This window comes from Kribbella swartbergensis (genome assembly GCF_054784135.1).
Genome location: NZ_BAAGPM010000022.1, coordinates 61,989 through 88,579 on the forward strand (window position 1 = coordinate 61,989; position 26,591 = coordinate 88,579).

The 26,591-nt window shown below is 69.0% G+C and carries 25 protein-coding genes; 9 read left to right on the forward strand and 16 right to left on the reverse strand.

The genetic code is table 11. The features are described 5' to 3' along the window. Positions 1-3 precede the first annotated feature (3 nt). The 9 genes from ACYVOK_RS18935 to hisD all read right to left on the reverse strand — a co-directional run bounded on the left by ACYVOK_RS18935 (position 4) and on the right by hisD (position 9,273). Positions 4-1,107 carry a branched-chain amino acid ABC transporter permease gene (locus tag ACYVOK_RS18935; RefSeq protein WP_460663783.1) on the reverse strand — a complete coding sequence of 368 codons (1,104 nt, stop codon included), beginning with the start codon at positions 1,105-1,107 and terminating at the stop codon, positions 4-6. Continuing rightward, positions 1,104-1,991 carry a branched-chain amino acid ABC transporter permease gene (locus ACYVOK_RS18940; protein WP_460663784.1) on the reverse strand — a complete coding sequence of 296 codons (888 nt, stop codon included), beginning with the start codon at positions 1,989-1,991 and terminating at the stop codon, positions 1,104-1,106. Before ACYVOK_RS18940 ends, ACYVOK_RS18935 begins: the two co-directional genes overlap by 4 nt. Continuing rightward, entirely contained in the window at positions 1,988-3,817 is a 1,830-nt protein-coding gene (locus ACYVOK_RS18945) for an AMP-dependent synthetase/ligase (RefSeq protein ID WP_460663785.1), read from the reverse strand. Before ACYVOK_RS18945 ends, ACYVOK_RS18940 begins: the two co-directional genes overlap by 4 nt. Then, positions 3,814-4,626 (reverse strand): ABC transporter ATP-binding protein, encoded by an 813-nt coding sequence (locus ACYVOK_RS18950; protein WP_460663786.1) that lies wholly within the window; start codon positions 4,624-4,626, stop codon positions 3,814-3,816. Before ACYVOK_RS18950 ends, ACYVOK_RS18945 begins: the two co-directional genes overlap by 4 nt. Then, positions 4,623-5,408: an ABC transporter ATP-binding protein gene (locus tag ACYVOK_RS18955; RefSeq protein ID WP_460663787.1), complete on the reverse strand. Its 786-nt coding sequence runs from the start codon at positions 5,406-5,408 to the stop codon at positions 4,623-4,625. Before ACYVOK_RS18955 ends, ACYVOK_RS18950 begins: the two co-directional genes overlap by 4 nt. A gap of 187 nt (positions 5,409-5,595) precedes the next feature. Next, complete coding sequence (gene hisH / locus ACYVOK_RS18960; protein WP_460663788.1) at positions 5,596-6,237, reverse strand: imidazole glycerol phosphate synthase subunit HisH; 642 nt, start codon at positions 6,235-6,237, stop codon at positions 5,596-5,598. Next, a complete protein-coding gene (hisB, locus tag ACYVOK_RS18965; protein ID WP_460663789.1) occupies positions 6,234-6,833 on the reverse strand; it encodes an imidazoleglycerol-phosphate dehydratase HisB in 600 nt (199 codons plus the stop codon). Before hisB ends, hisH begins: the two co-directional genes overlap by 4 nt. Then, entirely contained in the window at positions 6,830-7,948 is a 1,119-nt protein-coding gene (locus ACYVOK_RS18970) for a histidinol-phosphate transaminase (RefSeq protein ID WP_460663790.1), read from the reverse strand. The genes hisB and ACYVOK_RS18970 overlap by 4 nt, the downstream gene beginning before the upstream one ends. Then, positions 7,948-9,273, reverse strand: coding sequence for a histidinol dehydrogenase (hisD, locus tag ACYVOK_RS18975; RefSeq protein ID WP_460663791.1), 1,326 nt, complete (start codon positions 9,271-9,273; stop codon positions 7,948-7,950). Before hisD ends, ACYVOK_RS18970 begins: the two co-directional genes overlap by 1 nt. A gap of 101 nt (positions 9,274-9,374) precedes the next feature. On the opposite strand from hisD, the gene ACYVOK_RS18980 reads away from it, so the two are divergent. From ACYVOK_RS18980 to ACYVOK_RS18990, 3 genes are read left to right on the forward strand one after another with little or no spacing between them, the layout of a single operon-like run. Further along, entirely contained in the window at positions 9,375-10,043 is a 669-nt protein-coding gene (locus tag ACYVOK_RS18980) for an LON peptidase substrate-binding domain-containing protein (protein WP_460663792.1), read from the forward strand. A gap of 39 nt (positions 10,044-10,082) precedes the next feature. After that, the gene (locus tag ACYVOK_RS18985; RefSeq protein ID WP_460663793.1) at positions 10,083-10,328 is read left to right on the forward strand and encodes a ribbon-helix-helix domain-containing protein; all 246 of its coding nucleotides are present in this window, start codon (positions 10,083-10,085) and stop codon (positions 10,326-10,328) included. Further along, positions 10,328-10,636 carry a type II toxin-antitoxin system PemK/MazF family toxin gene (locus tag ACYVOK_RS18990; RefSeq protein WP_460663794.1) on the forward strand — a complete coding sequence of 103 codons (309 nt, stop codon included), beginning with the start codon at positions 10,328-10,330 and terminating at the stop codon, positions 10,634-10,636. Before ACYVOK_RS18985 ends, ACYVOK_RS18990 begins: the two co-directional genes overlap by 1 nt. Positions 10,637-10,639: 3 nt before the next feature. Here the strand turns inward: ACYVOK_RS18990 and ilvD are convergent, their stop codons facing one another. After that, positions 10,640-12,490 carry a dihydroxy-acid dehydratase gene (ilvD, locus tag ACYVOK_RS18995; RefSeq protein ID WP_460663795.1) on the reverse strand — a complete coding sequence of 617 codons (1,851 nt, stop codon included), beginning with the start codon at positions 12,488-12,490 and terminating at the stop codon, positions 10,640-10,642. Between the two features lie 187 nt (positions 12,491-12,677). On the opposite strand from ilvD, the gene ACYVOK_RS19000 reads away from it, so the two are divergent. The 4 genes from ACYVOK_RS19000 (at position 12,678) to ACYVOK_RS19015 (ending at position 16,654) form a co-directional block, all read left to right on the forward strand. Further along, positions 12,678-13,523: a helix-turn-helix domain-containing protein gene (locus tag ACYVOK_RS19000; protein WP_460663796.1), complete on the forward strand. Its 846-nt coding sequence runs from the start codon at positions 12,678-12,680 to the stop codon at positions 13,521-13,523. Next, the gene (locus tag ACYVOK_RS19005) at positions 13,520-13,948 is read left to right on the forward strand and encodes a VOC family protein (protein ID WP_460663797.1); all 429 of its coding nucleotides are present in this window, start codon (positions 13,520-13,522) and stop codon (positions 13,946-13,948) included. The genes ACYVOK_RS19000 and ACYVOK_RS19005 overlap by 4 nt, the downstream gene beginning before the upstream one ends. A 64-nt stretch (positions 13,949-14,012) precedes the next feature. Beyond that, complete coding sequence (recQ, locus tag ACYVOK_RS19010) at positions 14,013-15,857, forward strand: DNA helicase RecQ (RefSeq protein ID WP_460663798.1); 1,845 nt, start codon at positions 14,013-14,015, stop codon at positions 15,855-15,857. Positions 15,858-15,886: 29 nt separating this feature from the next. Beyond that, positions 15,887-16,654, forward strand: coding sequence for an SDR family NAD(P)-dependent oxidoreductase (locus ACYVOK_RS19015; RefSeq protein WP_460663799.1), 768 nt, complete (start codon positions 15,887-15,889; stop codon positions 16,652-16,654). Here ACYVOK_RS19015 and ACYVOK_RS19020 read toward each other — a convergent pair whose 3' ends face one another. The 3 genes from ACYVOK_RS19020 to ACYVOK_RS19030 form a co-directional block, all read right to left on the reverse strand. Next, a complete protein-coding gene (locus ACYVOK_RS19020) occupies positions 16,655-17,020 on the reverse strand; it encodes a VOC family protein (protein ID WP_460663800.1) in 366 nt (121 codons plus the stop codon). Between the two features lie 25 nt (positions 17,021-17,045). Continuing rightward, positions 17,046-17,726 (reverse strand): MmyB family transcriptional regulator, encoded by a 681-nt coding sequence (locus tag ACYVOK_RS19025; RefSeq protein WP_460663801.1) that lies wholly within the window; start codon positions 17,724-17,726, stop codon positions 17,046-17,048. A gap of 79 nt (positions 17,727-17,805) precedes the next feature. Continuing rightward, positions 17,806-18,519 (reverse strand): helix-turn-helix domain-containing protein, encoded by a 714-nt coding sequence (locus ACYVOK_RS19030; protein WP_460663802.1) that lies wholly within the window; start codon positions 18,517-18,519, stop codon positions 17,806-17,808. Here ACYVOK_RS19030 and ACYVOK_RS19035 point away from each other — a divergent pair. Both ACYVOK_RS19035 and ACYVOK_RS19040 read left to right on the forward strand, forming a co-directional pair. Beyond that, positions 18,488-19,603, forward strand: a complete 1,116-nt coding sequence (locus ACYVOK_RS19035) for an MFS transporter (RefSeq protein ID WP_460663803.1) — start codon at positions 18,488-18,490, stop codon at positions 19,601-19,603. The two genes, ACYVOK_RS19030 and ACYVOK_RS19035, sit on opposite strands and share 32 nt — an antisense overlap. Positions 19,604-19,608: 5 nt before the next feature. Then, complete coding sequence (locus ACYVOK_RS19040; RefSeq protein ID WP_460663804.1) at positions 19,609-20,397, forward strand: alpha/beta fold hydrolase; 789 nt, start codon at positions 19,609-19,611, stop codon at positions 20,395-20,397. On the opposite strand, the gene ACYVOK_RS19045 is transcribed toward ACYVOK_RS19040, so the two are convergent. The 3 genes from ACYVOK_RS19045 to dnaE all read right to left on the reverse strand — a co-directional run bounded on the left by ACYVOK_RS19045 (position 20,372) and on the right by dnaE (position 26,560). Further along, complete coding sequence (locus ACYVOK_RS19045) at positions 20,372-22,279, reverse strand: DUF3352 domain-containing protein (protein ID WP_460663805.1); 1,908 nt, start codon at positions 22,277-22,279, stop codon at positions 20,372-20,374. The genes ACYVOK_RS19040 and ACYVOK_RS19045 overlap by 26 nt on opposite strands. A gap of 47 nt (positions 22,280-22,326) precedes the next feature. After that, positions 22,327-22,947, reverse strand: coding sequence for a hypothetical protein (locus ACYVOK_RS19050; RefSeq protein WP_460663806.1), 621 nt, complete (start codon positions 22,945-22,947; stop codon positions 22,327-22,329). A gap of 64 nt (positions 22,948-23,011) precedes the next feature. Further along, complete coding sequence (gene dnaE / locus ACYVOK_RS19055) at positions 23,012-26,560, reverse strand: DNA polymerase III subunit alpha (protein ID WP_460663807.1); 3,549 nt, start codon at positions 26,558-26,560, stop codon at positions 23,012-23,014. Positions 26,561-26,591: the final 31 nt, after the last annotated feature.

A 26,591-nucleotide genomic window follows, 5' to 3' on the forward strand; every position in this document is an offset into this window, starting at 1 on the left:
TCCTTAGTGCGAGAACGGCCACGCCTTCCAATAGGTGCGGACTCTGATCCAGATCCCGAACAGTCCCCGCGGTTCGAAGATGAGGAAGCCGATGATCAACAGGCCGTAGAGGATCGTCTCGACCTGGAAGACCGTGATGCCCCCGGCCGCCGAACTGCCGCTGACGAACGGCAGCACGGCCGGGAGTTCGCGGGTGACCCGCGGCAGCAGGGTGATGAACAGCGCGCCGAGCACCGATCCGGAGATGGTCGCGACCCCGCCGATCAGCACCATCGCGATGTACTGCACCGACATCCCGAGGTTGAACGACCCCGGTTCGACGAAGCCGATCGTCACGTACAGCAGGGCGCCCGCGACACCGGCGTAGAACGACGACACCGCGAACGCGATCAGCTTGTACCGGGTCACGTCGACGCCGATCACCTCGGCGGCCAGGTCCCGGTCCCGTACGGCGGCCAGCGCCCGCCCGATCCTGGACCGGACCAGGTTGCGCGCCAGGACGCCGAAGATCACCAGCAGCACCAGCATCAGCAGGTACAGCTTCTGCGCCTTGGTGAACACCTCCCCGTCGACGGCGAACTGGAACCCGAACAACTCCGGTACGGCGGCCGGCCGCCCGACCCCGACTCCCCCGGTCAACTCCCGCCAGTGCTTGAACACGTGCTCCCCGATGAACACCAGCCCGAGCGTGACCACGGCCAGGTACAGCCCCCGCAACCGGGCCGCCAGCGGAGCGACGATCAACCCGGCCAGACCCGCGGTCATGCCGGCCGCAAGCAACCAGATCGGCAACGAGGTGATCCCGAACCCGATCAGCCGGGTGCTGTCCGGATCGCCCGACAACGCGGCCGCGGTGTAGGCGCCGATGGCCAGGAAGAACGCATGGCCGAGCGACACCTGACCGGCGTACCCGGTCACGATGTTCAGGCCGATCGCCCCGATCGACGCGACACAGGCCGTGGCCAGTACGACGAGCAGGTCGTCGGTGAGCAGGAACGGCAACGACACCGCGACCACACCAAGCACCAACGTCCAGAACCGCTTGGCAGGTGTGTTGAGCAACGCCATGTCCTGCTTGTAGGACAGGTAGAGCAGTGGTCGGCTCATATCCGCTCAACCTCTCTGGTACCGAAGAGGCCGTACGGTCTGAGCAGAAGGACGAGCAGCATCAGCAGGTACGGCACGACGAGGAAGAAGTCGCCGCCGAAGACCGCGTGCAGGTCGCCGCCGTAGCTGCCGACCAGCGCCTCGACCACGCCGATCGCCAGCCCGGCGATCACCGCCCCGCCGAGGGAATCCAGGCCGCCGAGGATGATCACCGGCAGCGCCTTGAGCGCGGTCAGCCAAAGGTTCTGCTCGAGCCCGATACCGGTCGACAGGAACACCCCGGCCAGCCCGGCGAGAGCCGCCGCGAGCGCCCAGGACAACGAGAACACCCGGCCGACCGAGACCCCCTGCGCGAGTGCGACCTCCTGGTCCGACGACGCCGCCCGCATCGCCAGACCGGTCCGGGACCAGCGGTAGAACGCGAACAACGCGGCCACCACGATCAGCGTCGTCACCAGCGTGGCCAGGTGCCGCTGGTCGATCTTGGCGCCCAGTACGTCGACCTGCCGCAGTCCCCACGGGTCGCCCATCTGCCGGATGTCCAGGCCGATGAACGCGTTCACCACCGTGCGGATCACGATGTCGACGCCGAGGGTGATGATCGCGATCACGAACACCGGCTTGCCGATCATCGGCCGCAGCGCCAGCCGCTCCACGCCGGCGCCGAGCAGCGCGGTCAGCAGCAGCGCGACCAGCACGGCGAGGAAGAAGTTCATCGACAGCACCAGGTAACCGACCAGCAGCGCGCCGGCCATCATGAACGCCGGCTGGGCGAAACTGATCACCCGCATGGACTTGTAGACGATCACGAAACCCAGCGCCAGCAGGGCGTAGATCGACCCGTTGCCGAGCCCGCGGACGACGGTGGCGACGAACTCGCTCATCGCACACCCCCGGCGTACATGGACTCGACCAGGTCGGCGAACGCAGTCTCGACGGCCTTGCGCTTGACCTTCTGGGTGGCGGTCAGTTCGCCGTCCTCGTGATCCAGCAGCTTCGGCAGCAGCCGGAACGACCGCACCTGCTCCACGGTGGCGAACCGTTCGTTCACCTCGTCCACGACGCCCTGAACCAGCGCGATCACCTCCGGCTTCGCGGACAGGTCGCCGTACGTCGTGTAGGGCAGCCGGTGGACCTGGGCCCAGTGGCCGACGGTGTCCGGCTCGATGCCGATCAGGGCGGTGAGGAAGTTGCGCCGGTCGCCGATCACCACCGCTTCCTTGATGTACGGCGAGGCCTTGAGCGCGTTCTCGAGTTCGGACGGGGCGACGTTCTTGCCGCCCGCGGTGATGATGATGTCCTTCATCCGGTCGGTGATGCGCAGGTGCGTGCCGTCGACCCACTCCCCCACGTCGCCGGTGTGCAGCCAGCCGTCCGGGTCGATCACCTTCGCGGTCGCCTCCGGGTCGTTCCAGTACCCGGCGAACGTGCCCGGGTGCCGGGTGAGGATCTCGCCGGTGGTCTCGTCGATCTTCACCTCGACGCCTTCGTGTGGCTCGCCGACCGTGCCGACCTTGACCCGGCCGGGCCGGTTGGCGGTGGCCACGGCGGTGTTCTCGGTCATGCCGTACACCTCGTGCATCGGCAGGCCGAGGCCCATGAAGAACCGCAGGACCTCGGGTGCGATCGGCGCTGCGCCGGACGCGGCGTACCGGACCTCGCGCAGCCCGACCCGGTCCTTCAACGCGCGGTAGCAGAACAGCCAGCCGATCGCGTAGACCGCTTTGGACACAGGGGTATGACGTCCCTCGTTGGCTGCGAGTACGCCGCCGATCCAGTCGGCCCGGCGCAGCCAGTAGCCACCGATCAGCCGCTTGACCGGGTCCGCGGACTCGATCCGGATCTGCACTCCGGCGGCGATCTTCTCCCAGATCCGCGGCACCCCGAACAGGATGCTCGGCTGGACCTCGTGCAGGTTCGTCGCAACGGTCTCGATCGACTCGGCGAAGTGCACGCAGACGCCGGCCCCGGCGCCGAACCAGCAACTGAAGATCCGCTCGGCCACGTGGCACAGCGGCAGGTAGGACAGCACGCTGTCGCGCGGCGACGGCGGCGGTGCGGTGAAACCGCCGCGTTCGACGAGTTCCTGGATGGCGAAGTCGACGTTCGATGCCGTCAGCATCACGCCCTTCGGCGGGCCGGTGGTGCCCGAGGTGTAGATCAGCGTGACCACGTCGTCCGGTCGTGCGTCGTCCATCCGCCGGGTCACGGCCTGCGGATCAGCCTCGCGGTGCTCGGTGCCGAGGGCAAGGAACTCGGGCCAGGCCATCAGCCGCGGGTCGTCGTACCGGTGCCGGATGCCGCGTGGCTCGACGTACACGATGTGTTTCAGATCGGGCAGGTCGTCGATCGCCAGCGCCTTGTCGACCTGCTCCTGGTCCTCGGCGATCAGCACCTTCGCACCGGAGTGACGGAGCAGGTAGCCGACCTCGGCGACCGGGTTGGTCGGGTACAGGCCGACGGTGGCGGCGCGGACGGCCACGGTGCCGACGTCGGTGTAGAGCCACTCGCGGCGGTTCTCCGAGTGGATCGCCACCCGGTCGCCCGGCTCGATGCCGAGGGCAAGCAACGCGTGACCGACCAGCTGCGCGGTGTCCCAGTACTGGTCCCAGCTGACCTGCTGCCAGATACCCAGATCCTTTTCCCGCAAGGCGATCGCGTGCGGCGTGGTCCTCGCCCGGTCGCGGACCCGGGTCGCGATGGTCCTCATGCATGCTCCTCACCGAGGTAGGAGCGGATCACGTTCGGGTCGGTCGCGACCTCCTGCGGCGTACCGGTGCGGATCGGCCGGCCGAAGTCGATCACCATGATCCGGTCGGCCAGGTCCATCACCAGGCCCATGTCGTGCTCCACCATCACCATCGGCAGGCCGAGCTCGTCGCGGATGTCGAGGATGAACCGGGCCATGTCCTCGGTCTCCTCCAGGTTCATCCCGGCGACCGGCTCGTCCAGCAGCAACAGCTTCGGTTCGGACGCGAGCGCCCGGCCGAGTTCGACCCGCTTCTGGACGCCGTACGGCAGCAGGCCGACGGGGAGACGCCGCCACTGGGCGAGCTCGAGGAAGTCGACGATCTCCTCGACGGCCCGTCGGTTGGCGAGTTCGTTGCGGCGGGCCTTGCCGATCCACGAAAAGGCGGCGAGGACGCCGTACGGGTGATGGTGGTGGCGGCCGAGCATCAGGTTGTCCAGCACGGTCAGGTTGGAGAACAGCTCGATGTTCTGGAACGTCCGGGCGATGCCCAGCCGGGCGATGGCGTGCGGCTTGCGGCCGATCAGGTCCACGTCCCCGAACCGGACCGTGCCGCGTTGCGGGCGGTAGACGCCGGACAGCACGTTGAAGATCGACGTCTTCCCGGCGCCGTTCGGCCCGATCACCGCGAACAGCTCACCCGGGTCGACGGTGAAGCTCACCCCGTTGAGGGCCGTGACCCCTTCGAACCCGAGCACAACATCCTCGAACGCCAACACCGGAACCCCCGCCCGCGTGCGCTCCACCCGACGGGCCTCGGTCGAGGTCATGAGAGCCAACGCTTTCGGCGGCGGTAGTGCTTGACGTCGCGGAATGACCGCGCCGAGCCTTCGGCGCCGAGGCCGAGGTAGAACTCGCGGACGTCGCCGTCCGCCAGCAGGTCGGCCGCGGGCTTGTCCATCACCATCGCGCCGTTCTCCAGCACGTACCCGTGCTCGGCGATCGACAACGCCATCGCCGCGTTCTGCTCGACCAGCAGGACCGTCGTCCCCTGCCGGTTGATCTCGACGATCACGTCCCGGATCCGCCGGACGATCATCGGAGCCAGACCGAGACTCGGTTCGTCCAGCAGCAGGTACTTCGGGTCGGACATCAGCGCCCGGCCGATCGCCAGCATCTGCTGCTCGCCTCCGGACAGGTAGCCGGCGAGGGTACGCCGCCGTTCGGCCAGCACCGGGAACAGTTGATACGTCCGGTCCAGGTTGGTCCGGATCGAGCGCGGGGTGACGTGGCCGCCGATCCGGAGGTTCTCCTCGACCGTGAGGTCGGCCAGGATGCGCCGGCCCTCCATCACCTGTTTGATGCCCAGGGCAGCGATCCGGCTGGCGCCGTAGCTGTGGATCGGCTCGCCGTCGAGGGTGATCGACCCCCGGCGCACCTCACCGTCGTGGACGTCGAGCAGGCCGGAGATCGCCCGCAGCAAGGTGGACTTGCCGGCCCCGTTCGCGCCGAGCAGGGCGACGATCCGCCCCCGCGGGACCTCGAGACCGACACCCCGCAGTACCAGCATCACGTCGTCGTAGACGACCTCGAGGTTCTTCGCCGCCAGCACCCGGCCTCCTCAGTGCTTGGGGGTTCCCAACCACCGCTCTGGCGAGTGAGTGTGACACCGCGACTGGCGTCTTTGAAGGGGTGGCAGCCCGGAAATCGGACACCGGCGCCCAACCGTGACCGACAGTCAGGAGTTAAAACCAGCTACACCACTGGTATCAAGTACTCCGGCCGGCAGGCCCGGCCGGTCAGAGTGAGCGGACCCAGTTGGAGAGCAGGGCGGCGCCGGCGTCACCGGACTTCTCCGGGTGGAACTGGGTCGCGGAGAGCGGGCCGTTCTCGACCGCGGCGACGAAGCGATCGCCGCCGTATGTCGTCCAGGTCACCAGCGGCGCGACCGAGTCGCGGGCGTCCTGGATCTCCCACTCCCGGACGCCGTACGAGTGGACGAAGTAGAACCGCTCCTTCTCGATGCCCTCGAACAGCCTGCTGCCGTCCGGGACGTCGACGGTGTTCCAGCCCATGTGCGGAACCGGCTCGTCGCCGTGCGGCCGCAGCCGCTCGACCGTGCCCGGCCACTGCTCGCAGCCTTCGGTCTCCACACCGTGCTCGATCCCGCGGGCGAACAGGATCTGCATGCCGACACAGATGCCGAGAACCGGCCGCCCGCCGGTCAGCCGGCGGTCGACGATCACGTCGCCGCGCACCGACTTGAGACCTGTCATGCACGCCTCGAAGGCACCCACGCCGGGGACCAGCAGGCCGTCGGCGTTCAGCGCCTCGTCGAAGTCCGAGGTCACGGTGACGTCCGCGCCGACGCGCTGCAGCGCCCGCTCCCCCGACCGGATGTTGCCCGACCCGTAGTCGAGCAGGACGACCTTCTTGCTCACAACGCGCCCTTGGTGGACGGGATGCCCGGCTGCCGCGGGTCCAACTCGGCGGCGGCCCGCAGCGCCCGGGCGAACGCCTTGAACTGTGCCTCGACGATGTGGTGCGGATCGCGGCCGGACAGCACCCGGATGTGGATGCAGATCGCGGCGTTGAAGGCCAGCGTCTCGAACACGTGCTGGGTCAGCGAGCCGGCGTAGTCGCCGCCGATGATCGCGTACACCTGCCCGTCCGGCTCACCGGTGTGGACGCAGTACGGGCGTCCGGACAGGTCGACCGTGCAGTGCACGAGCGCCTCGTCCAGCGGCACGGTGGCGTCGCCGAACCGGCGGATGCCGCGCTTGTCGCCGAGCGCCTCCTTGAGCGCGAGGCCGATCCCGATCGCGGTGTCCTCGACGGTGTGGTGGGCGTCGATCTCCAGGTCGCCGACCGTGTTCACGTGCAGGTCGAGCAGCGCGTGCTTGGCCAGCGCGTTGAGCATGTGGTCGTAGAACCCGACACCGGTGGAGATGTCGGCGCGGCCCTCACCGTCGATGTTCAGCTCGACCAGGACCTTCGACTCGCTGGTCTCCCGGTCGATCCGTGCGGTCCGACTCATGTCTGCCTTCCCACGTCTGTCTTCAGGACGCGCTCCAGAGAAGCGCGGAATGCGGCCATCTCGGCGCCGGTGCCGATGGAGACCCGCAGCCAGCCGTCCGGGCCGGTCTCGCGGATCAGGACACCGTCGTCGAGCAGCGACTGCCAGACCGCGTGCCTGTCGGCGAACGTGCCGAACAGGACGAAGTTCGCGTCCGAGTCGACCGCGCGCAGGCCGAGCGATCGCAGCCAGACGACCGTCTCGTCCCGCTCGACCCGCAACTGCTCGACCCGGCCGAGCAACTCGTCGGAGTGCCGCAGCGCCGCCCGGGCGACCGCCTGCGTCACCGCGGACAGGTGGTACGGCAGCCGCACGATCCGCAGCGCGTCGACCAGTTGTTTGCTGGCGGCAAGGTACCCGAGCCGCCCGCCGGCCATCGCGAACGCCTTCGACATCGTCCGCGCCACCGCCAGATTCGGGTACGACGGCAACAACGTGACAGCACTCGGGGTCCCGGCCCGGCGGAACTCGGCGTACGCCTCGTCCACCACCAGAACGGCCCCGATCGCGGCGGTCCGGGCGGCGAGCGCCTCGATCACCTCGATCGGCAGCGCGGTCCCGGTCGGGTTGTTCGGCGACGCGAGCAGCACGACCGACGGGCGGTGCCGGGAGATCGCGGCCAGCGCCTTGCTCCGGTCGAGGGTGAAGTCCTCGGCCCGGCGGCCGGTCACCCAGGCCGTGTTCGTGTCCCGCGCGTACTCCGGGTACATCGAGTACGTCGGGGCGAAGGACAGCGCCGTACGTCCCGGACCGCCGAAGGCCTGCAGGATGTGCAGCATCACCTCGTTGGAGCCGTTGGCGGCCCACACCTGCTCGGCGGTGAGGTGCGCGCCGGACTCACGGCCCAGGTACGCCGCGAGGTCCGCACGCAGGTCGAGGAACTCCCGGTCGGGATAGCGGTTCAACCCGCGGGCCGCCGCGGTGACCGCCGCGGTGATGTCCGCGACGGTCTCCTCGCTCGGCGGGTACGGGTTCTCGTTGACGTTGAGCAGGACGGGGACGTCGAGTTGCGGGGCGCCGTACGGCTCGAAGCTCTTCAGCTCCTCGCGGATCGGCAGCCCGTCGATGCGCCCCATCAGCTCTCCCCGGGGAATCGCACGGAGACCGCGGCGCCGTGTGCAGGCAGGTCCTCGGCGTGGGCCAGCGCGACCACGTGGCCGGCGACCTCCTGGAGGGCATCGCGGGAGTAGTTCACGACGTGGACGGCCTTGAGGAAGCTGCGGACCGACAGGCCGGACGAGTGACAGGCGCAACCGGCGGTCGGCAGCACGTGGTTGGACCCCGCGCAGTAGTCGCCGAGCGACACCGGCGACCAGCCGCCGATGAAGATCGCGCCGGCGTTGTTGATCAGCGCGGCCCGCTGCTCGGCGTCCGTGGTCTGGATCTCCAGGTGCTCGGCGGCGTACGCGTCCACGACCGCGGTGCCCTGCTCCAAGTCGTCCACGAGGACCACGGCCGACTGCTGCCCGCCGAGCGCTTCAGTGACTCGGTCCTGGTGCTTGGTGCGCGCCACCTGCTGCGGCAGCGCCGCCTCGACAGCGGCGGCAAGTGTCTCCGACGGTGTCACCAGCACGCTCGCGGCCATCGGGTCGTGCTCGGCCTGACTGATCAGGTCGGCGGCGACGTGCGTCGGGTCGGCGGTGTCGTCGGCCAGGATCGCGATCTCGGTCGGGCCGGCCTCGGAGTCGATGCCGACCTCACCGAGCATGAGCCGCTTGGCCGCGACCACGTAGATGTTGCCCGGACCCGTGATCAGGTTGACCTTCTTGCAGCCGTCGAAGCCGTAAGCGAACCCGGCGATCGCCTGCGCGCCGCCCATCGCGTAGACCTCCTCGATCCCGAGCAGCGCGCACACAGCGAGCACGGTCGGGTGCGGCAGGCCACCGAAGTCCTTCTGTGGCGGCGATGCCACAGCCAGCGAGGGCACACCTGCGACCTGCGCCGGTACGACGTTCATCACCACACTCGAAGCGAGTGGCGCACGACCGCCCGGAACGTACAGCCCGACGCGCTGCACCGGGACGAAGCGTTGGGTGACCCGGCCGCCGGGGGCGGGCTCGGACTGGATGTCGCCCGTCAGCTCGTCCTCGCTGACCTCACGGACCCGCCGGATCGACTCCTCGAACGCGCTGCGCACCTCGGGGTCGAGCTCCTCGAGCGCGGTCTTCAAGGCGTCGGCCGGGACCCGGACGTCCTCGACGCGCACATGGTCGAACTTCTCGCCGTACTCCCTGATCGCCTCGAGCCCGCGATGGCGGACGTCCAGGCAGATCGGTCGGACGACGTCGAGAGCCTTCTCGACGTCGAACACGGCTCGGGGGACGAGGGCGTTCACTTCGGCTTGGAGGTCGGGCACCTCTCCGGCCGCCACTCGGCCCCGCAGGTCGACGCGGCGAATCATGCCCTCAGTCTAGTGGTGACCGCCCGTGCGCCGTCGGCCGTATCCACAAGCTGGCAGTTACCTGGCGTGATGGGGCTCGGACATGGCCTAGGCTCGTCGATATGGACTCCCGCCTGCCCTTGCTCACTGTCGACACGGTGATCTTTCCCGGGCTGGTGCTTCCGATCCCGATCACCGACGTCCAGGGCCGGTCGGTCGTCCGCGACCTGGTCGAGAACGGTGGCGAGCTCGTCTGCGGCACCCTCGCCGTACGGGACGGTTACGAGCTCGGTGAGCGGGTGTTCCGCTCGCTGTACGGCACGGGCTGCGCGGCGACGATCTCGGAGATCACGCTGGACGTCGACGACGACGGTCCGGTCGAGATCACGCTGACCGGCAACCGCCGGTTCAAGGTCGCCGAGCTGGACGGCAGCGGCGACTACCTGGTCGCGGACGTCGAGTGGCTGGTCGAGAGCCTCGGCGACGATCCCTTGGGTACGGCGACCATCGCTCTGGACCGGTTCCGCCGGTACGCCGACGCCGTCACCGAGATCAGCCGACCCGGCCTGCACATCGCCGACCTCCCCGACGACCCGAGCACCCTGTCGTACCTGATGTCCGCCGCGATGACCCTGCTCACCCCTGATCGTCAGAAACTTCTCGAGGCCCCCGACACCACCTCCCGCCTCGCGCAGCTCGTCGGCCTCCTCGACACCGAGCTCTCTGTCATCTCCGCGCTCCCCTCACTGCCGGCCACCGACATCAGCTGGTCCACGATGTCGCCCAACTGAGCCATACCGAAGTGAATCCCAAGGCGGTATGCTCCTGGTATGAGCAAGCAGATCACTGTGCGGTTGCCGGACGAGCTGGTGGAGTTCATGGACCAGCTGGTGGCGGCCGACAAGGCTTCGAGCCGGGCGACCGTGGTGGCCCGGGCGATGGAGCGTGAGCGGCGGCGGGAGCTGGCCGCGCGTGATCTCGCGATCCTCACCGAGTCCGGCGGCAGTGACGTGCCGGACGACCTGGACGGGCTGGCCACCGCCGCGTCCGGGACCGTGCTCAGCGACCTCGACTGATGCGGCCGATCCACATCGCCCGGCTGGACAAGCCGAGGCCGGTGGTCGTGCTCACCCGCGAACTGGTCCGCCCGCGCCTCACCAACGTGACGGTCGCCCCGATCACCAGCACCATCCGCGGCCTGTCCACCGAGGTCCCGGTCGGTCGCCGCAACGGCCTGGACCACGACAGCGCGGTCTCGTGCGACAACATCCAGACGATCCCCAAGGCGCAACTGGGCCGCCTGATCGGCTACCTCCACCCCGACCAGGAGGCCCAGCTCTTCGAGTCGATCGTTCTCGCGTTCGACCTGGAAGGACCGCTGTGATCGTCAGCCCAGTTTGGTGACGTCGCGGACAGCGCCCTTGTCGGCGCTGGTCGCCATCGCGGCGTACGCCCGCAGCGCCTGGGAGACCTTGCGGTCGCGGTTCTTCGGGGCGTAGACACCGTTCAGCGCGTCGCGGCGGGCGGCGAGCTCCTCGTCCGACACCAGCAGCTCGATCGAACGGTTCGGGATGTCGATCCGGATCTGGTCGCCGTCCTCGACCAGGGCGATCGTGCCGCCGGACGCCGCCTCCGGGGAGGCGTGACCGATCGACAGACCCGACGTACCGCCGGAGAAGCGGCCGTCGGTGACCAGAGCGCACACCTTGCCCAGGCCCCGCCCCTTGAGGAACGACGTCGGGTAGAGCATCTCCTGCATCCCGGGCCCGCCCTTCGGACCCTCGTACCGGATCACCACGACGTCACCGGGCTGCACCTGCTTGGCGAGGATCTTCTCGACCGCCTCCTCCTGCGACTCGCACACCACCGCAGGACCCTGGAACGTCCAGATCGACTCGTCCACACCGGCCGTCTTCACCACGCAGCCGTCGACCGCCAGGTTGCCCTTCAGCACCGCGAGCCCGCCGTCCTGCGAGTACGCGTGCTCGAGATCCCGGATGCACCCGTTGGCCGCGTCCGTGTCGAGCGTCTCCCAGCGCTCCGACTGCGAGAACGCCGTCGCCGACCGCTTGCACCCCGGCGCCGCGTGCCACAGCTCGACCGCCTCCGGGGACGGCGAACCGCCCCGCAGGTCCCAGGTCTTCAGCCATTCGTCGATCGAGTCGCTGTGCACGGTGTACACGTTCTCGTTCAGCAGCCCGGCCCGGTGCAACTCGCCGAGGATCGCCGGGATCCCGCCGGCCCGGTGCACGTCCTCCATGTAGTAGGTCCCGCTCGGCGCGACGTTCGGGGCGACCTTCGCCAGGCACGGCACCTGGCGCGACACCGCGTTGATGTCGTCCAGGTCGAAGCCGACCTCGGCCTCCTGGGCGGCCGCGAGCAGGTGCAGGATCGTGTTCGTCGACCCGCCCATCGCGATGTCCAGCGCCATCGCGTTGCCGAACGCCTCCTTGGAGGCGATCGACCGCGGCAACACGGTCGCGTCGTCGTTGTCGTAGTACCGGTGCGCCAGCCGTACGACGGTCTCCCCGGCCTTCTCGTACAGCGCCCGCCGCGCGGTGTGGGTGGCCAGCACCGAACCGTTGCCCGGCAGCGACAGCCCGATCGCCTCGGTCAGGCAGTTCATCGAGTTCGCGGTGAACATGCCCGAACACGAACCGCAGGTCGGGCAGGCGTTCTCCTCGATCCGCAGGATGTCGGCGTCGGAGACGTTCTCGTTGACGGCCTCGGACATCGCGTCGATCAGGTCGAGTTTGCGGACGGTCCCGTCGACGAGGGTGGCCCGGCCGGCCTCCATCGGTCCGCCGGAGACGAACACGGTCGGGATGTTCAGCCGCAGCGCGGCCATCAGCATGCCCGGGGTGATCTTGTCGCAGTTCGAGATGCACACCAGGGCGTCGGCACAGTGCGCCTCGACCATGTACTCGACCGAGTCGGCGATCAGGTCCCGCGACGGCAGGCTGTACAGCATCCCGCCGTGCCCCATCGCGATCCCGTCGTCGACGGCGATCGTGTTGAACTCCCGCGCGATCCCGCCGGCCTGCTTGATCGCCTCGGACACGATCCGGCCGACCGGCGCGAGGTGGGTGTGGCCGGGGACGAACTCGGTGAAGCTGTTCGCCACCGCGATGATCGGCTTGCCGAAGTCCTCCCGGGCTACCCCGGAGGCCTGCATGAGCGCGCGGGCGCCCGCCATGTTGCGGCCGTGGGTGACGGTACGGGACCTCAAAGCAGGCACGACGACTTTCTCCTCTGCGTCAGGACAACTCCCCTGCCGGACCGGGGCGGCGGGGTGGGGACGGAATTCACATGGTGCCACGCTCGTCCAGATGGCGGTACGGCGGTCCCGCATGGCGGAGCACCCGTCGTACGCCGGTACCCGTCGGCGTACCCGTTTTGTCCGGAGCGCGTCCTAGCCTGGGAGCATGACGGGGTTCGAGTTCCACGCGCGGCGAGTGCACCCCGCCCTGCGCCCGTACGTCGCCGAGCTCATCGGCTACGCGTATCCCGGTGATCCGCCCGCGCTGCACCGCGGCCTGCCGTCGCAGTACCTCACCCTCGTCATCACCCTCGACGAGCCGCTCGGCCTCGCCTGGCCGGGCTCCCCCGTCGCCAAGTACGGCACTGTGGTCGGCGGGCTGCACTCCACCGCCGTCCACATCAGCCAGTCGCCGAATCGATCCGGCCTCCAGCTCGCCCTCCGACCATCGGCGGCGCGCGCCCTGCTCGGCCTGCCGCCGGGCGAGCTCGCCTCGACAGTGGTCGAGCTGGACGACATCCTCGGCACCTCGGCCCGCACCGTCAGCGAGCGGCTTCGCGAGGCGCGGACCTGGGTGGAGCGCTTCGACCTCGTCGAGGGGTTGCTGCTCGAGCATTGGGCGGACGAGCCCGCCCCCGCGACGCGGGCCGAGCTCGGCTGGGCGTGGCGACGGCTCCGCGAGACGGCCGGCGCGGTCGGCGTCGAGGATCTGGCGGCCGAGGTCGGCTGGAGCCGGCGGCACCTGACGAACCGGTTCACGACGGAGTACGGACTCGGCCCGAAGGTGGCGGCGCGGGTGATGCGGTTCGAGCAGGCGGTCAGTCGGCTGAGACGCGACCCGAAGGTCAAACTGGCGGAGCTGGCGGCCGAGCTCGGGTACGCCGACCAGGCGCACCTGACCCGGGAGTGGAAGACGATCGTCGGCTGCTCACCCCGGCAGTGGATGGCGGAGGAGCTTTTCCCAAACGTTCAAGACCTGGCGGCCGTCGCCGGCGCAGAGTCGGAGGCATGAACACCACAACAGAGAACAAGGTCGTAGTCGGCGTGTGGCCGACGCTGGTCTACCGCGACGGCCAGGCGGCGCTGAAGTTCCTCACCGAGGGGCTGGGGTTCACGCAGGTCTGCCTGTACGCCGGTGACACGGAAGGATCGATCGCGCACTCCGAGCTGGCCTGGCCGGCCGGCGGCGGCGTGATGGTCAGCTCGACCGGGCGGAAGAGCGAGCCGGACGACTTCTCCTGGCTGGCCGACCATCCGCAGTCGGTCTACCTCGTCCACGACGACCCGGATCCGTTGCTGGCACGGGCGATCGCCGCCGGTGCGGTCGTCGTACGCGGGCTGCGGGACGAGGACTACGGATCGCGGGGATTCACCGTGAAGGACCACGAGGGCAACCTGTGGAGTGTCGGCACGTATCGCGGTGAGATCGTCGCGTAGCGGTTGTCCACAACCCGCCTGTGAAGTCCGGGTGCGGCGGTCCTCGACTCACTAGAATCGCCGGGTGACCGAGACAGCCGCAGCCCTGGACGACTCCGCCGGCGAAGCACTGCAGGTGCTGCGCCGGGTGTTCGGGTACGACGCCTTCCGCGGTCAGCAGGCCGAGATCATCGACACCGTCGTCGCCGGCGGGGACGCCTTGGTGCTGATGCCGACCGGCGGCGGCAAATCGTTGTGCTACCAGATCCCGGCGCTGGTGCGGCCGGGCGTCGGCGTGGTGATCTCGCCGCTGATCGCGCTGATGCAGGACCAGGTGGACGCGCTGCGGGCGCTGGGGGTGCGGGCCGGATTCCTGAACTCCACCCAGGACTTCGAGCAGCGGCGTGAGGTCGAGCGCGCGTTCGTGGCCGGCGAACTGGATCTGCTCTATCTGGCGCCCGAGCGGCTCCGGGTCGAGTCGACGGTGCGGTTGCTCGACCAGGGGAAGATCGCGCTGTTCGCGATCGACGAGGCGCACTGCGTGTCCCAGTGGGGTCACGACTTCCGGCCCGACTACCTGATGCTGTCGGAGTTGCACGAGCGCTGGCCCGACGTCCCGCGGATCGCGCTGACCGCGACCGCGACCGAGGCGACGCACCAGGAGATCGCGACCCGGCTGAAGCTGACCGAGGCGAAGCATTTCGTGGCCAGCTTCGACCGGCCGAACATCCAGTACCGGATCGTCTCGAAGGACAATCCGCAGCGGCAGTTGCTCGACCTGCTGCGCACCGAGCATGCGGGCGACGCCGGCATCGTCTACTGCCTGTCCCGCAACAGTGTCGAGAAGACGGCCGAGTTCCTGACGAAGAACGGCATCGAGGCGTTGCCGTACCACGCCGGCCTGGACAACCGGACCCGCGCCGCGAACCAGGCCCGGTTCCTGCGCGAGGACGGCCTGGTCGTGGTCGCGACGATCGCGTTCGGCATGGGCATCGACAAACCGGATGTGCGGTTCGTCGCGCATCTGGACCTGCCGAAGTCGGTCGAGGGCTACTACCAGGAGACCGGGCGGGCCGGCCGCGACGGACTGCCCTCGACGGCATGGCTCGCGTACGGACTGCAGGACGTCGTTCAGCAGCGGAAGATGATCGACACGTCCGAGGGTGACCTCGCGCATCGCCGCCGGCTGAGCGCGCATCTGGACGCGATGCTGGCGTTGTGCGAGACAGTGCAGTGCCGCCGGTCCCAGTTGCTCGCGTACTTCGGTCAGCACGGCGACCCGTGTGGGAACTGCGACACCTGTCTGACGCCGCCGGAGTCGTGGGACGGCACGATCGCCGCGCAGAAGCTGCTGTCGACGGTCTATCGGCTGCAGCACGAGCGGGGTCAGAAGTTCGGCGCCGGACAGTTGATCGACATCCTGCTCGGCCGGGAGACGGACAAGGTCAAGCAGTTCCGGCACGACCAACTCACCGTGTTCGGCATCGGCACGGAACTGAAGGAGAGCGAGTGGCGTGGCGTCATCCGGCAACTGCTCGCACAGCGCCTGCTCTCCGTCGAAGGCGACTACGGCACCCTCGTCCTCACGCCGGAAAGCGCTGAGGTGCTCGGCCGCCGGCGCGAGGTGATGATGCGCCGCGAGCCCGAACGCGTCGGTCGCTCGTCGAAGTCGTCGAGCGCGAAGAAGAAGGCCACCGCGGACCTCTCCCCCGAGGCCGCGCAGACGTTCGAACAGTTGCGCGCTTGGCGTGCCGGTGTCGCGAAGGAGCAAGGCGTCCCGGCGTACGTCATCTTCCACGACGCGACCCTGCGCCAGATCGCGACCGACCTTCCGAGCACCCTGGCCGAGCTCGGCAAGATCAGCGGCGTCGGTGAGAACAAGCTGGCCAAGTACGGCGAAAGCCTGCTGGAAGCACTCGCCGACGCCTGACGCTCGGTCGGGCCTGGCAGAGTGGAGCCATGGCGCGTGTTTTGGTGACCGGGTCCGCGGACGGTCTCGGTCAGATGGTGGCTCGGGAGTTGATCGGTCGAGGGCATGAAGTGGTGCTGCACGCGCGTAACGAGAGGCGCGGCGTCGACGCGATGGCAGCGCTGCCGAAAGCCTCGGGTGTGGTGATCGGTGATCTCTCCAGCATCGCCGAGACCCGCGACGTGGCTCAGCAGGCGAACGAATCCGGCCGGTTCGACGTCGTCGTCCACAACGCGGCGGTCGGGTACCAGGAGCCGCGGATCGAGACCGCCGACGGGCTGGAGCATGTGTTCGCGGTCAACTCGCTGGCGCCGTACCTGCTGACCGCCTTGATCGAGCGGCCGGAGCGGTTGGTCTATCTGAGCTCCGGCATGCACGATAGCGGCGACGTCGTACTGGACGACCTGCAGTGGGTACGACGGCGGTGGAGCGGGTCGCGGGCGTACTCCGACTCGAAACTGCACGACGTGATCCTCGCGTTCGCAGTCGCCCGCCGCTGGCCCGGCGTACTGTCGAACGCCGTCGACCCCGGCTGGGTGCCGACGAAGATGGGCGGCCGAGGTGCGCCAGGCGACATCAACCAGGCGCACCTCACCCAGGTCTGGCTCGCCACGGCCCCGGCCGCTGCTGTGGCCAGCGGCGGGTACTACTACCACCTCCGCCCGCACGCGATCCATCCGGCGGCCTCGGACCCCGAGGTGCAGGAAGCGTTCCTCGAGGTCTGCGGCTCGCTCACCGGGGTGCCGTTCCCCGAGTGATCAGTCCTGTCCGGCGTACAGCGTGTTGCCGTCCTGATCGCGGAAGGTGAACATCGGCGGGACGCCCGGCCAGCTGATCAGCTCGCCGGTGTCGACGCCCTGCTCTTGCAGGTGCTGACGGGCTGCGGCGGCGTCGGGGGTGACCAGACGCACACCGGTGTCGACCGGGTCCTTATTCGTCCTGGGTGTGAGCGCGAGGCTGGTCGGGGCGCCGGGCGGGGCGACCACGATCCACCGACCGCCGAGTTGCGGCAGCGGGGCGTCCATCAACAGCTCGAATCCCAGCGTCTCGGTGTAGAACGCGACCGCGCGGTCCTGGTCGCCGACCGGTACGCCAATGGTCCGAATGCCGGTGAAGTGATTCATCTCTACCTCCGTGGAGTGGGTGCTTTCACTGAGAGGTAGAGACAGCCCTGCCGATTTCGACATCGCCGAGCTGTGAATTCTCCAATCCGTAGACGACGAGGTACTGATCGGGCGCGTCGAGCACCGCGACCACCTCGTAGTCCACCGTGATCCGGCCCAGCGTCGGGTGGTTGAAGTGCTTCTCCCCCGACACGTGCCGCCGGACGTCGCGCCGCTCCCACCGCTCGGCGAACTCCGGACTCGCCTCCAGCAGGTCGTCGACGAGCGCCCGGTACGCCGGATCGTCGACAAGGTGCCCCGCAGCCGACCGCAGATGCGCAACCGTCTCGTCAGCCACCGCATCCCAGTCAACAAACAACTCCCGCGCCCGCGAATCACAAAACACATACCACGCGTTATTTGCCCGCCCCACCCGCTTCCCAGCCGAGGTCGGCGAGGAAGGTGGCTCGGCCGAGGCCGACGCGGAGGACCGCCCAGCCGAGGCCCCTGTCGAGGGCTGCTCGGCCGAGCTCGGCGTGGAGGGCTGCTCGGCCGGGGATGGTGGGCCGGGGGTGGGGTGGTCGGGAAGGCGGCCTGGGAACAGCAGGCTGGCTGCTTCGTTCCAAGCGAGGACGTCGCCGGTGCGGCCGAGCACGACTGCCGCCGTCGGCGGCGCGAGGAGGCTGATCATCCGCAGCGCCGAGCGCGACACCTGCTCCGCCGGCAACTCCTCCGCTACCGCGCCGCCTGCCCACCCCCGCACGCCAACCGCCGCACGGCTCCCTCTATCACCACCCAGCCTCGAACTACCGGCGGACGCTCGACTCCCGTCCGCCGCAGAGCTCCCCGCCAGCCCTCCGCTCCCCGACGACGCTCCGCTCCCCACTGGTACTTGGCTCCCCGCCGCCGGGCTCCCCACCAGCCCACCGGTCCGCGACGACGCTCGGCTCCCCGCCGCCGGACTCCCCGCCAACCCACCGGTCCCCGACGGTGCGCGGCTCCCCACCGCAGAGCTCCCCGCCGCCCCACCGGTCCCCGACGCTCGGCTCCCCGCCGCCGGGCTCCCCGCCAGCCCACCGGTCCCCGACGTTGTTGCGATGCCCGTCCAGGTGGGGTTGCCGGGTGGGGGTGGGGTGCTGGCGAGGGCTTTGAGGTGGCGGGCCTCGTCGGGGGTGAGGTGGAGGGTGCGGATCAGGGCGTCGAGGACGCTGTCGGAGGGCTGACCGGGCGTGGCCTTGTTCGAGGCGGGTGTAGTAGCCGACGGACAGGCCCGCCAGATTCGCGACCTCCTCGCGGCGAAGACCCGGCGTACGGCGTGGCGGACCTTCGACGAGACCCACCGCCGCCGGAGTCAGCCGACCGCGACGCTCGCGGAGGAACGCACCGAACTCGCGCTGCCGCAAACTGCGCCGCGCCATCCGCTCGACCCTCCTGACTGTCCCTGACAGGTGTACCTGGCAACCATCTCCGTGCACCACGGTAGTCGGTGTGTTCTCAGCTGCACTGTCGTTTTTCCTCATCACCCTGAACGCCTCGATGGTCACGACCGCCCTGCCCGCGATCGGCCGGGACCTCGGCACCGGACCACTTCTCGCCTGGGTCCTCACCGGCTACTCCCTCGTATTCGCCGTTTGCCTCCTCCCCGCCGGAGCCTGGTCCGACCACGTCGGCGCCCGCCGGACATTCACCGCCGGCATCACCGTCTTCGCCGCGAGCTCCGCGATCTGCGCAGTCGCCGGCGACCTCGCCGTACTGCTCACCGCCCGGGCGATCCAAGGTGCCGCAGCCGCCACCGTCCTCCCGTCCAGCCTGTCGATGCTCAACGCCGCAATGCCCGACCCGGCCGACCGCGCCCGCGCGGTCGGCCGCTGGGCAGCCGCAGGCGCGATCGCCCTCGTCCTCGGTTCTCCGCTCGGCGGAGCGGTCACCACGCTGCTCGGCTGGCAAGGCACCTTCTGGCTCAACGTCCCGGTCGCGTTGCTCACCCTGTTCACCAGGCTCCCCCGCACTCCGCCGCAGCCCCGCAAACGGCCTGGCGGACGGCTCCGCTCGTCGCCGGTCGTGGTCAGTTCAGTGACCGGCTTCGCCCTGAACTTCGCGTCGTACGGCGTGATCTTCGTCGTCACGCTGATGCTGCAACTGGAGCACGGCCGATCCGCCTGGACCACCGGCCTCGTCTTCGTCCCGATGACGCTGCTGATCATCCCGGCCAACCTGGTCGCCGGGCAGCTGACGCCGCCACCTCTGCTGCTGGGTCAGGTCCTGATGATCGCGGGCCTGATCGGTCTGGCGATCGCCGGCCCCGACATGCCCCTCTGGCAGGTGATCGCCTGGCTTCTGCCGATCGGGGCCGGCGCAGGACTCGTCGCACCCGCCGCGACCACGATGATGCTCAACGGCGTACCACCCGATCGCAGCGGACTGGGCGCCGGCCTGCTCAACGCATCACGTCAGTTCGGCAGCGGCGCGGCACCCGCGATCTTCGGGGCACTGCTCACCACGAACGCCGGCTTTCGTCTCAGCGTGGGTCTCGCCGCAGTCGTCGTCGCGGTCAGCCTGTCTCTGACAGGTGTACCCAGGCCGGCGGCCCGTCCGCGATCCTGACGACCATGCCAATGATTGCCCTCAACAACAGCCGGTTCGGTTACGAGGACGCCGGCGGACCCGGTGCGCCGATCGTCGCCGTGCATGGCACCTTCGGCCGCGGTACGACGTTCGACGCCATCGCCGGCCGGCTGGCACCCGAGTACCGGGTGATCGCGCCCGACCTCCGCGGCCACGGCGGCTCGGACCACGGCGGCCCCTTCGACTTCGTCACCGATCTGGCCGCCTTCATCGAAGCGCTCGACCTCGCCCCCGCCCTGATGATCGGGCACTCGCTCGGCGGCGTCACGACGTACCGGCTGGCCGCCCGGCGCCCCGACCTGGTCCGCGCCATGGTCATCGAGGACGTCGGCGCGGTCACCGATGAGACCGAGGTCGATCAGCCGGTCCTGGACGTCACCGGCTGGCCGCGCCGATTCGCGAACCGCGACGAAGCAGCCGCCTTCTTCGGCGCAACCCCGGCACCCGACTACTTCCTGGAGAGCGTCGTCGAGCGCAACGGGGCCTGGGAACTGCTGTTCGACCCCGCCGAAATGATGGAGGTCCAGCGAACCAACGCCGGCAACTGGTGGTCCGACTGGACGGCCTCCGACCACCCCATTCTGTTGCTACGAGCAACCAAGAGCTTCCTCCTCAGCCAGGCCCTGGCCGAAACCATGACCACCCGCCGCCCCAACACCGACCTCGTCACGCTCGACGCCGGCCACTGGATCCACAGAGAAACCCCGGACAGCTACACCGACGCTGTTCGGGGTTTTCTGGCGGGGGTTACTTCGCGACGACGCGGAGGCTGAAGGCGGCCTCGCCTTCGCCGGTGGAGCGGGCGACGTAGCCGCCGGAGCGGAGGGCGGCCAGGTCCTTGTCGGAGCTGAACCGCTTGCTCAGCGATCCGGCCGCCTCGAAGTCGAGGTAGCCGATCGTCAGCGCGCCCTTCGTGTCGGGCAGAGCCTGCTTGAAGTTCTCGGTGCCGCCGAGGTTGCCGCCCTGGAGGACCTGGTCGGCGTACGACTGGTCGGTGGCGACCACCAGCGAGTCGTCGTCCTTGGCGGTCTCGATCGGGATGTTGGCCTCGGCCTTGCTGCGCAGCAGCGTGGTCAGCTTCTGCACCACCGGCTCGGCCTTGGCCGGGTCGGTCTCCATCCGGGCCGCGATCTTCGGGCCGTTCGCGGCGTCCTTGTCGATCGCGACGGCCAGGTTCTTGCCCATCAGGCTCTTCAGGTCGTCGGGCAGGCTGAGGCCGGTCTCCTCGGTGAACTCCTTGGTCAGCTCCTCGAGGTTGCCGTTCGAGGCCTTCTCGACCTGCTTCCACAGCGTGTCGACCAGGTTCTCGCCGCCGGAGACGGCGATCGCGCCGGCCGTCGTGTCGGGCAGTTGCCCGATCAGCTCACCGGCGTCGGCACCGTCGACCCTGACGCTCTGGTCACCGCGGGCGATGCCCTTCAGCTCGACGTACGACGCGTCGAACCGCAACGCCGCCGCCATGGTCGCGTCCGAGATACCGGCCAACTGCTCCGACTGCACCTTGCCCGAGATGTCGGCGATGCCCTTCATGTCGGCCCAGACCGAGGCGAAGCCCTGCTCGCCGAGGGCGTCCATGTCGGCGCTGAACTTGGCGTTCTTCTCCAGCGGGTTGTCCTTGCTGGTGGCAACGGCCTGGTCGACGATCGCCTGGTCGTCGGCGAGCAGCACGTACCCGTTGCTGAATGCGCGGCCGGGCTTCTTGTCCTCCTTGGCCATCAGCTTGTCCAGGCCCTTGGCGGCCTCGTCCTCGTTCTTCACCTCGATGGCGACCACCACGGTCGGCTCGTCCTTGCCGTCGGCGGCCGGCAGCGCGGCCAGGCCGGCCCGTTCGCCGAGCCACGGCTTGACGTCCTTCTCGTAGTCCACGTCGGCCAGGTCGTTACCGGCGTACTTCTTGATGCTCTCGAACAGCTTCTGCCGCAGGTCGTCGTTCTCACCGGTGAGGCCGAGGTTCTCCTTCACCGAGGGGAACTTCAGCAGGAACCGGATCGCGGCGACCTTCTGGCCGGCGGACGGGTTCAGGTCGACGCGGGCGTAGGCGACCGCGTTGCCCGGCAGCACCGCGGCCGGCTGCTTGCCGCCGTTCAGCTTGCCGTAGGCAAAGATGCCGCCGCCGGCGACGACCAGCGCCATGACCAGCGCCGCGATCAGCGGGACCAGCTTGCCGCGCTTCTTCTTCGGCTCCGGCTGCCACTGGTGCTGACCCGGTCCGTAACCAGGACCCTGCGGCGGCTGCCCGCCGACCTGCAGCTGCTCGTACGACGTCTGTCCACCAACCTGCCCGTACGGCGCCGCACCGGGCTGACCGTACGACGGAGCACCCGGCTGACCGTACTGCTGGCCAGGCTGACCCGGCTGCTGCGGTCCCGGCTGACCGTACTGCGGCTGACCAGGCTGGCCGTACTGGGGCTGACCGGGCTGGCTGTACGGGGACTGACCAGGCTGGCCGTACTGCGGCTGCCCCGGAGGCACCGGACCAGGACGGCCCTGCTGCGGGTGGCCCGCCGAGCCCTGCTGCGGCCACTGGCCCTGCTGGTTGCCCTGGGCACTCATCGGCGGACGCTGTGCACCCGGCTGAGCGCCGTACGGGTTCGGGTTCTGCTGCGGACCGCCGGCACCCGGAAACTGCGGGTTGGGCGGAGTGTTCTGGTCCATATGCTCCCTCGCGTGGCCCGGTGGCCTCACCCACCGGCTCGGACAGGCTAGTGCACCTGATGCGAGGACTCTGACGTACCAGGTTGCGATGTGGTTGCAACCGGTTCGGCGCGCCAAGTGGCGGCGGCGATGATGGCGGCCGCCAGCGCCGCACCGACCAACCACGCCGCGGCGGGGGTCCACGTGTGCAGCTCGAGCGGCGCCGCGACCAGGTCACCCGGCTTGGCCGCCTGCAGGCGCGGCTGCAGCGGGTCGTGACCCAGCAGCATGCCCACGCCCCACGCGACACCCGCGCCGAGCACTGCACCGACGGCGACGATCGCGACCGACCACGGACCGTAGTTCCGCAGCCACCAGAACAGCGCACCGCCGAGCACCAGCGCGGTGACGAACCCGATCGCCGTGAACGTGCCGTCCGGTCCGAATACCCGGGTCATCTGCTCCTCACCCAGCGCGCCACCGTTCTCGTCCACGGTGTACTGCGCCAGCGGCGAGAACTGCTGCCACGCCCACCCGGCCAGCACCCCGGCGACCAGGAACACGACCGTGGTCACCGCGATCGCCTTCGCCCACGGCATCGCCGGCTCCGGCGGTGGCGGCGTACCAAAAGGAACCCCCGAGGGCGGGGGCGCGTACGGATAAGGCTGAGCAGACTGCGGTTGCGTCACCTCGACAGTGTGCCGCACCCAATCCACCGCCACCCAATCGGCCGCCCCGCCCCAGATCCGGCCGTCAGCTGGCGAGGCAGGAGGGGCCGAGGAGGGCCTTGAGGTCGGCCATCAGGGCCGAGGTCGGGGTTACGCGGAAGCGGTCGCCGATTCGCATCACGGTTGTCTTCTGCCGGGCCTGCAACCGGAGCTGCACCTCCGTCATGCCTGGATGCGCCTGCAGGACGTCACGGAGCTGCTCGACGACCGGCGGCGTGCACCGGTTGACCGCCATCGTGATCACGACCGGTCCGCTCGGGCCCTCGGTCAGGTCGGGCACGATCACCTCGGAGCCGCTCAGCTCGACCCAGTCCTCGCGGCGGCGCAGCCGGCCCTTCACCAGGACGATCGCGTCGTTGCTGAGCAAGTGCGCGTGCAACTGGTACGCCGAGGAGAACATCATCACCTCGATCGAACCTTCCAGGTCCTCGATGGTGACGATCGCGTAGATGTCGCCGCGCTTGTTCACCTTCCGCTGCACCGCGGTGACCAGTCCGCCGATGGTCACCTGGCTGCCGTCCGGCCGGTCCTCGTCGGCGAGCAACTGACCGATCGTGCAGTCCGAGCCGTTGGTGAGCACGTGCTCGACACCGAACAGCGGGTGGTCGGAGACGTACAGGCCCAGCATGTCGCGCTCGTGCGCGAGCTTGGTCGCCTTGTCCCACTCCTCGATCTCGGGAACGGTGACGGTGAGCCGGCTGTTCCCCTCGCCCTCGTCGGCGTCGTCGTCACCCATAGAGAACAGGTCGAACTGCCCGTGCGCCTCGTTCCGCTTCAGATCGATGGCCTCGTCGACGGCCTGCTCGTGCACCGCGACGACCGCGCGCCGGGCATGTCCCATCGAGTCGAACGAACCGGCCTTGGCCAGCGACTCGATCACCCGCTTGTTGCAGACCGGCAGCGGTACCTTGTCGATGAAGTCGACGAAGTCGGTGAACCGGCCCTTCTCCTCCCGGGCCGCGACGATCTCGGCCACCACGTTCACCCCGACGTTGCGGATCGCGGACAGGCCGAAGCGGATGTCGGTGCCGACCGGGGTGAAGTTCGAGTCCGACTCGTTCACGTCCGGCGGCAGCACCTTGATGCCCATCCGGCGGCACTCGTTCAGGTAGATGGCCATCTTGTCCTTGTCGTCCTTCACGGACGTCAGGACGGCGGCCATGTACTCCGCCGGGTAGTTCGCCTTCAGGTACGCCGTCCAGTACGACACCAGCCCGTACGCCGCCGAGTGCGCCTTGTTGAACGCGTAGTCGGAGAACGGGACCAGCACGTCCCACAGGGCCTTGATCGACTCCTCGGAGAACCCGTTCGCCTTCATCCCCTCGGAGAAGCCGACGTACTCCGCGTCCAGCACCTCGCGCTTCTTCTTGCCCATCGCGCGGCGGAGCAGATCCGCCTTGCCGAGCGTGTAGCCGGCCAGCTGCTGGGCGATCGCCATGACCTGCTCCTGGTAGACGATCAGGCCGTACGTCGTCCCCAGGATCGGCTCCAGCGCCTCGGCCAGGTCCGGGTGCAGGTAGCTGACCTCCTGCTGGCCGTTCTTGCGCAGCGCGTAGTTGGTGTGGCTGTTCGCACCCATCGGGCCGGGGCGGTACAGCGCGCCGACCGCGGAGATGTCCTCGAAGTTGTCCGGCTTCATCAGCCGCAGCAGCGCCCGCATCGGCCCGCCGTCGAACTGGAACACGCCGAGGGTGTCACCGCGGGCCAGCAGCTCGTACGTCGGCTTGTCGTCGAGCGTCTTGGCCAGCTCGTCGAGGTCCAGCTTGATCCCGCGGCTGGCCTCGACGTTCTTGACCGCGTCGTCCATGATCGTCAGGTTGCGCAGACCCAGGAAGTCCATCTTGACCAGGCCGAGCGTCTCGCAGCTCGGGTAGTCGAACTGGGTGATGATCTGGCCGTCCTGCTCGCGGCGCATGATCGGGATCAGGTCGATCAGCGGCTCGCTGGACATGATCACGCCGGCCGCGTGCACACCCCACTGGCGCTTCAGGTTCTCCAGGCCGCGGGCGGTGTCCACGATCTTGCGGACGTCGGCGTCGGCCTCGTACAACTGCCGGAACTCGGTCGCCTCGGAGTACCGCTTGTGCTGCGGGTCGAAGATGCCGGACAGCGGGATGTCCTTGCCCATCACCGTCGGCGGCATCGCCTTGGTGATCCGGTCGCCCATCGCGAACGGGTAGTCCAGCACCCGGCCGGCGTCCTTGATCGCCTGCTTGGCCTTGATGGTGCCGTAGGTGACGATCATCGCGACCCGGTCGTCGCCGTACTTCTCGGTGACGTAGCGGATCACCTCGGGGCGGCGGCGGTCGTCGAAGTCGACGTCGAAGTCGGGCATCGACATCCGCTCCGGGTTCAGGAAGCGCTCGAAGATCAGGCCGTGCTGGAGCGGGTCCAGGTCGGTGATTCGCATCGCGTACGCACACATCGAACCGGCGCCGGATCCGCGGCCCGGACCGACGCGGATGCCGTTCTTCTTGGCCCAGTTGATGAAGTCCGCGACGACCAGGAAGTAGCCGGCGTACCCCTTCGAGACGATGACCTCGATCTCGTACTCCGCCTGCTTGCGGACGTGGTCGGGGATGCCGTTCGGGTAGCGGAAGTGCAGCCCGGTCTCGACCTCGGAGATGAACCAGGACTCCTCGTTGTGACCCTCCGGGCAGGGGAACCGCGGCATGAACCGGCCCTCGCCCTCGGTGAAGCTGACGTCGCACTGCTCGGCGATCAGCAGCGTGTTGTCACAGGCCTCCGGGAACTCCTTCCAGACCTCGCGCATCTCGGCGGCGGTCTTCAGGTAGAACTCGTCGGCGTCGAACTTGAACCGGTTCGGGTCGGACAGCGTCGAACCGGACTGGACGCACAGCAGCGCGGCGTGCGCGGTGGCGTCCTCGGGCTTGGTGTAGTGCAGGTCGTTGGTGGCGACCAGCGGCAGGCCGAGCTCCTTGGCCAGCCGGAGCAGGTCCTTCTGGACGTCCCGCTCGATGCCGAGGCCGTGGTCCATCAGCTCGCAGTAGAAGTTCTCCCTGCCGAAGATGTCGCGGAACTCCGCGGCCGCCTCGACGGCCTCCTTGTACTGCCCGAGCCGCAGCCGGGTCTGCACCTCGCCGGACGGGCAGCCGGTGGTCGCGATCAGGCCCTGGCCGTAGGTGTTCAGCAGCTCGCGGTCCATCCGGGGCTTGAAGTAATAGCCCTCGAGGCTGGCCAGCGAGCTCATCCTGAACAGGTTGTGCATCCCGGACGTGTTCTTCGCCAGCAGCGTCATGTGCGTGTAGGCACCGCTGCCGGAGACGTCGTCGCGGCCGGAGTTCGCGTCGCCCCACTTGATCCGCTTCCGCTCCGACCGGTGGGTGTGCGGCGTCAGGTACGCCTCGACGCCGATGATCGGCTTGACGTCGTACTTCTTCGCGGTCTTCCAGAACTCGTAGGCGCCGAACACGTACCCGTGGTCGGTGGTCGCGAGGGCCGGCATGCCCATGTCCTGGGCGGTTTTGAACAACTCGTCGATCCGCGCGGCGCCGTCCAGCATGGAGTACTCGGTGTGCACGTGTAGATGCACGAAACTGTCGCTGGACGCCATGTCTGCGCAGACCTCCCAGGGCGTGAGTGAG

Bases quoted from the DNA above. Each gene is read 5' to 3' on its own strand.
- ACYVOK_RS18990 (WP_460663794.1), top strand. From the start codon at position 10,328: ATGCGGCCGATCCACATCGCCCGGCTGGACAAGCCGAGGCCGGTGGTC.
- ACYVOK_RS18985 (WP_460663793.1), top strand. From the start codon at position 10,083: ATGAGCAAGCAGATCACTGTGCGGTTGCCGGACGAGCTGGTGGAGTTC.
- ACYVOK_RS19045 (WP_460663805.1), bottom strand. From the start codon at position 22,279: ATGGACCAGAACACTCCGCCCAACCCGCAGTTTCCGGGTGCCGGCGGT.
- ACYVOK_RS19015 (WP_460663799.1), top strand. From the start codon at position 15,887: ATGGCGCGTGTTTTGGTGACCGGGTCCGCGGACGGTCTCGGTCAGATG.
- ACYVOK_RS18945 (WP_460663785.1), bottom strand. From the start codon at position 3,817: ATGAGGACCATCGCGACCCGGGTCCGCGACCGGGCGAGGACCACGCCG.
- ACYVOK_RS18980 (WP_460663792.1), top strand. From the start codon at position 9,375: ATGGACTCCCGCCTGCCCTTGCTCACTGTCGACACGGTGATCTTTCCC.
- ACYVOK_RS18935 (WP_460663783.1), bottom strand. From the start codon at position 1,107: ATGAGCCGACCACTGCTCTACCTGTCCTACAAGCAGGACATGGCGTTG.
- ACYVOK_RS18950 (WP_460663786.1), bottom strand. From the start codon at position 4,626: ATGACCTCGACCGAGGCCCGTCGGGTGGAGCGCACGCGGGCGGGGGTT.
- hisD (WP_460663791.1), bottom strand. From the start codon at position 9,273: ATGATTCGCCGCGTCGACCTGCGGGGCCGAGTGGCGGCCGGAGAGGTG.
- ACYVOK_RS19020 (WP_460663800.1), bottom strand. From the start codon at position 17,020: ATGAATCACTTCACCGGCATTCGGACCATTGGCGTACCGGTCGGCGAC.
- ACYVOK_RS18940 (WP_460663784.1), bottom strand. From the start codon at position 1,991: ATGAGCGAGTTCGTCGCCACCGTCGTCCGCGGGCTCGGCAACGGGTCG.
- ACYVOK_RS19000 (WP_460663796.1), top strand. From the start codon at position 12,678: ATGACGGGGTTCGAGTTCCACGCGCGGCGAGTGCACCCCGCCCTGCGC.
- hisB (WP_460663789.1), bottom strand. From the start codon at position 6,833: ATGAGTCGGACCGCACGGATCGACCGGGAGACCAGCGAGTCGAAGGTC.
- ACYVOK_RS18970 (WP_460663790.1), bottom strand. From the start codon at position 7,948: ATGGGGCGCATCGACGGGCTGCCGATCCGCGAGGAGCTGAAGAGCTTC.
- dnaE (WP_460663807.1), bottom strand. From the start codon at position 26,560: ATGGCGTCCAGCGACAGTTTCGTGCATCTACACGTGCACACCGAGTAC.
- ACYVOK_RS19030 (WP_460663802.1), bottom strand. From the start codon at position 18,519: ATGAGGAAAAACGACAGTGCAGCTGAGAACACACCGACTACCGTGGTG.
- ACYVOK_RS19005 (WP_460663797.1), top strand. From the start codon at position 13,520: ATGAACACCACAACAGAGAACAAGGTCGTAGTCGGCGTGTGGCCGACG.
- ACYVOK_RS19040 (WP_460663804.1), top strand. From the start codon at position 19,609: ATGCCAATGATTGCCCTCAACAACAGCCGGTTCGGTTACGAGGACGCC.